Source organism: Aeromonas sp. LsrichE-8G, from assembly GCF_022869435.1.
Taxonomy (GTDB): domain Bacteria; phylum Pseudomonadota; class Gammaproteobacteria; order Enterobacterales; family Aeromonadaceae; genus Aeromonas; species Aeromonas caviae.
The window spans coordinates 1-7295 of record NZ_JALIHH010000120.1; the positions used below are offsets into that span (position 1 = coordinate 1).

General features: G+C 60.5%; 8 protein-coding genes. 2 read left to right on the forward strand and 6 right to left on the reverse strand.

All coding sequences use genetic code 11. From position 1 onward, the window contains the following. Positions 1-142 (forward strand): transposase (locus tag MUW49_RS16680; RefSeq protein WP_210537842.1); only part of this gene is annotated, 142 nt, incomplete at its 5' end. 80 nt (positions 143-222) lie between these two features. On the opposite strand, the gene MUW49_RS16685 is transcribed toward MUW49_RS16680, so the two are convergent. From MUW49_RS16685 to MUW49_RS16695, 3 genes are all read right to left on the reverse strand, one after another. After that, positions 223-1713 carry a SulP family inorganic anion transporter gene (locus tag MUW49_RS16685; RefSeq protein WP_244812993.1) on the reverse strand — a complete coding sequence of 497 codons (1491 nt, stop codon included), beginning with the start codon at positions 1711-1713 and terminating at the stop codon, positions 223-225. A gap of 319 nt (positions 1714-2032) precedes the next feature. Continuing rightward, positions 2033-2608, reverse strand: a complete 576-nt coding sequence (locus MUW49_RS16690) for a DJ-1 family glyoxalase III (protein WP_244812994.1) — start codon at positions 2606-2608, stop codon at positions 2033-2035. Positions 2609-2627: 19 nt separating this feature from the next. After that, positions 2628-3575 carry a 2-dehydropantoate 2-reductase gene (locus MUW49_RS16695; RefSeq protein WP_113977706.1) on the reverse strand — a complete coding sequence of 316 codons (948 nt, stop codon included), beginning with the start codon at positions 3573-3575 and terminating at the stop codon, positions 2628-2630. Between the two features lie 358 nt (positions 3576-3933). Here MUW49_RS16695 and MUW49_RS16700 point away from each other — a divergent pair, with 358 nt between their 5' ends. Next, positions 3934-4416: a YajQ family cyclic di-GMP-binding protein gene (locus MUW49_RS16700; protein WP_010673357.1), complete on the forward strand. Its 483-nt coding sequence runs from the start codon at positions 3934-3936 to the stop codon at positions 4414-4416. Positions 4417-4518: 102 nt separating this feature from the next. On the opposite strand, the gene MUW49_RS16705 is transcribed toward MUW49_RS16700, so the two are convergent. From MUW49_RS16705 to MUW49_RS16715, 3 genes are all read right to left on the reverse strand, one after another. Then, positions 4519-5325 (reverse strand): outer membrane protein OmpK, encoded by an 807-nt coding sequence (locus tag MUW49_RS16705; RefSeq protein WP_103261458.1) that lies wholly within the window; start codon positions 5323-5325, stop codon positions 4519-4521. A 156-nt stretch (positions 5326-5481) separates the two neighbouring features. After that, on the reverse strand, positions 5482-6783 hold the full coding sequence (locus tag MUW49_RS16710) for an MFS transporter (RefSeq protein WP_041215845.1): 1302 nt from the start codon (positions 6781-6783) through the stop codon (positions 5482-5484). 187 nt (positions 6784-6970) lie between these two features. Next, positions 6971-7222 (reverse strand): hypothetical protein, encoded by a 252-nt coding sequence (locus MUW49_RS16715; protein WP_244812995.1) that lies wholly within the window; start codon positions 7220-7222, stop codon positions 6971-6973. Between the last annotated feature and the right edge of the window lie 73 nt (positions 7223-7295).

Below are 7295 nucleotides of genomic sequence, written 5' to 3' on the forward strand. Positions count from 1 at the left end.
TGCAAACTACCCGATGCACACGAGTGTGCTGGAAGGGGTGAACAACAAGATCAAAGTGATAAAGCGTATGGCATATGGATTTAGGGACTCAGAATACTTTTTTCTGAAAATCAAGGCGGCCTTCCCCGGAAAGCCGCGATGAACCCAAAATAAGCCCATCTCATGGGGAGAGACGGGCTTTTTTATGGCTTGCAGGCAGCGCCCTCTTGGGGCGCGCCGGGATCAATGCTCGGCCAGCAGGGGCTCTCCCTCCTGGCGTTTGTCGTGGATGGCAAAGCGATCGACCAGGGTGGCACTGGCGTCGTTCAGGCCGATGACCGCCACCTCTTTCCCCTCACGGCGGAACTTGATGACCACCTTGTCGAGGGCCGTGATGGCGGTGATGTCCCAGAAGTGGGCGTGCGTCAGGTCGATGACCACCTTCTCCACTTCCTCCCTGAAATCGAAACCGGCCAGGAACTGCTCGGCGCTGGCAAAGAAGATCTGGCCCCGCACCAGATAGGTACGCACGGCGCCGCTGCGCTCGCTGTCGCTCTTGACCAGCATGACGCGGGCAACCTTGTGGGCGAAGAAGAGGGAGGCGAGCAGCACCCCTACGAATACCCCGAGTGCCAGGTTGTGGGTCGCGACCACCACGGCGACGGTGGTTACCATCACCAGGTTGGTGGAGAGGGGGTGGCTCTTCAGGTTGCGTACCGACTCCCAGGAAAACGTGCCGATGGAAACCATGATCATCACGGCCACCAGGGCTGCCATGGGGATCTGACGGATCCACTCATCCATGAAGACCACCATCAGGATGAGCAGGGTCCCCGCCACGAAGGTGGAGAGGCGGCCGCGGCCACCGGATTTGATGTTGATGACGGACTGGCCAATCATGGCGCACCCCGCCATGCCTCCCAGCAGACCGGCGCCGATGTTGGCGATCCCCTGACCCTTGCACTCGCGGTTGCGATCGCTTGGGGTGTCGGTCATCTCGTCGACGATGGCTGCCGTCATCATGGACTCGAGCAGTCCCACCACCGCCAGCCCCGCTGAGTAGGGGAAGATGATGGCCAGGGTCTCCAGATTGAGGGGGACGTCGGGCCAGAGGAAGACCGGCAGGGTATCGGGCAGCTCGCCCATGTCGCCCACGGTACGGATGTCGATGCCCAGGGTGATGGCCACCGCCGTCAGGATGACGATGCACAGCAGGGGGGAGGGGAGCAGTTTGCCCACCACGGGAACGAGCGGGAACAGATAGATGATGCCAAGCCCGGCCGCGGTCATGGCGTAGACCTGCCAGGTGACGTTGGTGAGCTCGGGCAGCTGGGCCATGAAGATAAGGATGGCCAGGGCGTTGACGAAGCCGGTCACCACGGAGCGGGAGACGAATCGCATCAGGCTGCCGAGCCTGAGGTAGCCCGCCGTTATCTGGAAGAGGCCGGTGAGCAGGGTGGCCGCCAGCAGATACTGCAGGCCATGTTCCTTGACCAGGGTCACCATCAGGAGCGCCATGGCGCCGGTGGCGGCGGAAATCATGCCGGGACGACCGCCGACGAAGGCGATGACCACGGCGATGCAGAAGGAGGCATAGAGGCCGACCTTGGGGTCGACGCCCGCAATGATGGAGAAGGCGATGGCCTCCGGGATCAGCGCCAGGGCGACGACGATGCCCGACAGCAGATCGCCCCGTATGTTGGAGAACCACTCTTGTCTTGCACGTTCCAGCATGGGGATTTTCTCGCTCGTTGAGGATCCATGGCCACAGGCCCGCAAATCAGGGGGAATGGCGGGGATCACAGGATTGGACTGGCTGTTGATGGTCGGGTAAACCGGCCGGTCGGCATAACCGGAGTCAAGCGGCAGAGGCCGCACAGGGCAGGGTCAGGGCGGCGTGACGGCCACCCCAGAGCACATAACAGGCATAAGGGGCGCATGTTAACAGCCGGTGCCAGGCCGGGGAAGCCCGGATTGTTTTATCTAGCACAAGAGCAGCCAACATAGACCAAACAAGGGGGCTCTGCCGCTTTCATAGGAGTGCCCGATGTGGTTATGGCAACACCGAAGGGGGGAGGATCATGGGACCGGCCACCGCGTGAGCAGCCTCGTCACCTCGCAGTACCCGTATTATCTCGAGAGCGAACTCGATGGCGGTACCCGGGCCCTGGCTGGTGATCAGGCGATGGGCTTCATCGGTCACTACCCTTGCCGTGCTCAATTGTGTCGCGGGCAGACGGGCCTGAAAGCCCGGGTGGCAGGTGGTGCTCGCATCCCCCAGCAAGCCGTGATGGTGCAGTACCACGGCGGGTGCGGCGCAGATGGCGGCGCGCCAGCGGCCGAGGCCTGCCTGCTCCCGTAGCAGGTCGATGGCGAGGGGGGTGTCGCGGATCACTTCGCTGCCGGGCAGACCGCCCGGCACGACCATGGCATCGAAGTCACGAGTGGTCAGCTCGTCGAGATGGCAATCCGCCACCAGTTGCACCCCGCGAGAGGCTCGGATCTGGCGCGCTCCAGTGGGGCAGCAGGAGGCCAGCACCACATCGATGCCACCCCGAACCAGGGTATCGACGATGGCAACCGTCTCTATCTCTTCCGACCCGGGGGCCACCAGTACCAGTACGCTCATCCTGCACTCCTTGCTTTGCTCAGCGCTTCTCTTTGACGGCCTGATAGAGGCCCTGATTGACCGGCACCGCGATACCGTGAAGGGCGGCCTTGCCCAGCAGGAAGCCGGTGATGGCTTCGATCTCGGTCTCGCGGCCCTGTTCCATGTCTTGATACATGGAAGAGTAATTGTCGGCGGTGAGCTCCACCACCATCATGACGCGGCGTAGCAGCTCTTCGCTGCCGGTAGGCTGACCTTCGGCCCGCATGACGTCAGCCACTTCCACGCAGATTTGCTGCAGGGCATCGGCAAAACGCGGACCGGCCAATTCACCGTTCTTGAGCTTGTAGAGCGCGGTGAGGGGATTGATGGCGCAGTTGACGGCGAGTTTCTGCCACTGGCGTGTCAGGATCTGCTCATCCCAACCGGCCTGACCCAGGGCGCTGGCCAGCTCGTCGGCGAGGTGGGCATGGGCACGGGCCGCTTCGTTGACAGGGCCCAGCCAGGTCTCCCCCTTGCCGGTGTGGCGGAACACGAAGTGGCCGCACTGCATGGCGCCATGGCTGGTGACGCCGGCGATCACCGGATTGTCGGGGAAGAGTGCGACCACCTGATCGGCGATCCCCATGCCGTTGTGCAGCAGCACGATGGGCACCCCTGCCGCCAGTTGCCCGACCAGGGGAGTGAGGGCCGATATCACCTGCCCCGCCTTAGTCATCACCAGCAGGCGTTTGATGCTGCCCGGCTTGTCGATGAAGGCGCGTTCGATGGCCAGGAGCTGGGTATGCCCCTCAAGGGAGGTAAAGTCGACGCCGGGGTGCAAGGTGGCACGATGGCGCTCGCGCAGCAGGAGGCGGGTTGCTTGGCCGCTTTGGGTCAACAGGGAGGCGAAGACGCCGCCCAGGGCGCCGCAGCCCAGCAAGGTCCACTCGGGAGAGACAGGGTGACGGCGTGTTTTCAGGTTGTTGTCGCGTAATCCGCTTGGCATGAAGAGGCTCGATCATGGGAAGGGCTGCCATCCTGTCAACCGCCAACCCGGGATAAGGGAAGATGTCGCTTGGTGAATACCTGGAACCGGTGCATGAGCTGGTTGCCGGGTCGTGCTCAAGGTTCATGCGCAGCCAGGTAGCCTCATGTATGCATGAACATGCGGGTTCCTGGGCTGCACTTCACCGAGTGTCGGACCTCTCGCGACCGCTCCTGAACGGGTTCTAACGGGTCTCACCATTCCTGTGCGCAGGGGATTCTAGCAGAGCAATCCCATCGAAATCAGCAAATTTGCCCGTTTTCTGGTAGATTTGCCCACCTGTCAGTACAACCTGAAGTACAGCATGAGGAGCCCGGCTATGCCGTCATTCGATATTGTCTCTGAAGTCAAAATGAACGAGGTGTTGAACGCCGTCGATAACGCCAATCGTGAACTGGCGACCCGTTTCGATTTTCGTGGCGTGGAAGCCAGCTTCGAATTGAACAAGGAAGAGGTGAAACTGGAGGCCGACGCGGATTTCCAGCTCAAGCAGATGGTCGAGATCCTGCGCGGCGCCCTGCTCAAGCGCCAGATCGAGAACAGCTCCATGGACGTGGGTGACAGCGTTCACTCCGGCAAGCGTTTCCACCTGACCGTGAAGTTCAAGCAGGGGATCGACAAGGAAGTCGCCAAGAAGCTGGTGAAGCTGATCAAGGACTCCAAGATCAAGGTGCAGGCCGCCATCCAGGGCGACGAGGTACGGGTCACCGGCAAGAAGCGCGACGATCTGCAGGAGACCATGGCCCTGGTGCGTGGCGCCGAGCTGGGCCAGCCGATGCAGTTCCAGAACTTCCGCGACTGATCCGGGCGGGGAGGGCGAGTCTCTCCCCTTGTTCCTGCATCAGGCCATAAAAAAACCGGAGCCATGGCTCCGGTTTTTTGTGTCCGTCGACGACAGGTTCGATTAGAACTTGTAGGTCACGGAGAAGTAGTGGCCGAAACCAGTAGACTTGAAGGCATCGGAGTTATCGATACCGTAGATCTCGTTGAAGTATTTCAGACCGTAACCGACGGCATAGCGGTCAGAGTGCCAGTAGATACCGTGGAAAGTCGCCAGACCATCGGAGTGGCTGGTATCTTTCATGCCCCAAGTGTAATCCAGATAGCCTTGGTAAGAGATGAAGCTGCCGTTGGAGAAGGTGTAGAACGGCTTGAACCAGTTCATGGAGAACTGTTGGCCACTCCAGCCTTCGCCTTCACCAGAGAAGGTTTCGTTAGCATGGCGCTTGTAAAGGTTCATGCCCACTTTACCAAACCACGGAACCATCACGTCAGCACCGATACCAACAAAGGCATCATTCAGCCCCTGTACACCACCGATGTTAAACAAGCTGGCAACATAGACTTCCTGTACCGGACCAAAGGAGAGGTCCTGACCGGTCAGGGCATCCAAGGACATGCGCGGAGCAAACTTCATGAAGAGGTTTTCTTGCTTGTGCTTGTCGCTGTGACGTGAGTCGAATATATCGAAGTAATCAACGTAACCGTACAGGTCAAAAATACCGGATCGACCTCCAAACTCCATTTCGAAGTAGGTATCGTTGTAACCATCCGGACCATGAGGTTTCTGGTCGATGGTGTGCATCACGTTGAACTGCATCCACTTATAATCGTTCTTGTGGATGTCGCCGCTGTAATCGGCAGCAAAGGCCGGAGTGGCGGAGGCAGCCAGCAGACCGGCAGCGATCAGAGTCTTGGTAAATTTGGCCATTTTATTGGTCTCTTGTGCGTTAGTTGAGGTTTTCCGTAGCCTGCCCACAAGGAGCGGAAGGGATTCTAGCCAAATAAATTCAGCGGATAAACAAGCACCAGGGAACTTTGTCAGGATTTGTGAATCTAATCACCCCCTAAAATGCGCAAACGCTTGCTATTTGTGCGTTTGTGGTGACAAGGTGCTGCCTCGTTTGGCAACCATGATGATCAGGATCATCACCGGAATGCCGAGCAGACTGGTGCCGATGAAGAAGTGGCTGTAGCCGATCTGCTCCACCACGCGACCAGAAAACCCCGCCAGCAACTTGGGCAGCAACAGCATGATGGAGCTGAACAGGGCGTACTGGGTGGCGGAGAAGGCGACGTTGGTGAGGCTCGATAGATAGGTTACAAACGCAGCCGTCGCTATGCCGGCGCTGAGGTTGTCCAGCGAGATGATCAGAGTCAGCAGCTCCAGGTTGTGGCCCACTTCGTTGAGGAGAGCGAACAGCAGATTGGTGCTGGCGGTCAGCACGGCGCCGAGGAACAGGATGCGCAGGGTGCCAAAGCGCATCACCAGCACGCCCCCGAGCGCGGCTCCCACCAGCGTCATGATGACACCATAGACCTTGGTGATGGTGGCCACTTCCGTCTTGCTGAACTGCAGATCCACATAGAAGCTGTTGGACATCACCCCCATCACCACGTCCGAGATGCGATAGCAGGCGATAAGCCCGAGGATCAGCAGGGCCGAGGAGCCATAGCGGCGGAAGAAGTCGGCGAAGGGACACCAGATGGCCTCGTAGGTCCAGGCCCCCAGCCCGGCCAGCGTGGGTGACCAACCTCGAGCCAGCAGGGTGGCCTTGCGCGCCATCTGCTGCTCGTCCTGACTCTTGAGATCGATCTGCGGCTCGTGACTCATCAGGGTGGTGAGGATGCCAAGAGACATCAGCCCTCCCATCAGCAGATAGGTGAGCTGCCAGCCGCGATAGTCATAGCCGCTGTTGCTGCCGAGCCAGGCCGCCAGCGCCAGCGCCCCCGCTCCCGCCATGATCATGGCGAGTCGATACCCCGTCATATAGGAAGCGGCCATGGCCGCCTGCAGCCGCTCGGGAGCGGATTCGATGCGATAGGCGTCGATGACGATGTCCTGGGTGGCAGAGGAGAAGGCAACCAGCAGGGCGAAGAGGGCCAGCTGGGCGAGCTGGGTCTTGGGATCGCAATAGGCCATCCCCACCAGGGAGAGGGCGATCAGCACCTGGGAGAACAGCATCCAACTGCGTCGTCGCCCAAGCAGCCGTGACAGCAGGGGCAGGGGCAGCCGATCCACCAGGGGCGACCACAGCCACTTGAAACCGTAGGCCAGCGCTACCCAGCTCATGTAGCCGATGTCGGTCAGGCTGACATCCGCCTCGCGCAGCCAGAACGAGAGGGTGCCAAAGACCAGCAGCAAGGGCAGGCCGGAGGAAAATCCCATGGCAAACAGGATGAGTACCCGCGCTTCCAGATAGACGGCGAGGGCATCTCGCCAGCGGGTGGCGCGGCCCGGTGTGTGACTGGGCGGGCGGAGATTGTTCAACAGCCTGACTCCTCTGGGAAAAGGGGGTCATTTTGTCAGGTTCGGCAGGAGTAGCCAAGGCAAGCCGAGTGGCGGGCGGCAGGTTTCAGGGACGTGAGCCGATGCAGTGGTGCGGGCAGGGGCCCTCGTCGGCGAGAAAATTGGCGCAGGCCATGAGTTGCAGGCGCAGCGCGTCATCACAGAGGAGGCGCTGCTCATCCCACAGGTGCAGGCTGTGAAGCAGATGCCAGAACACACCTTCCTGTGCGTTGGCGGGGGTTTTGTCGTATCTATTCACCAGGACGGGGTTGACGGCATCAGTTCTGCCGGGATGGGATAATCTGTCTTCTCGATGCACGCCCTGACCACGGCCCTCAACCACTCCTGTGGGCAGCGGCCCAATCGCTTGCCGGTCTCCACCAACGACAGGA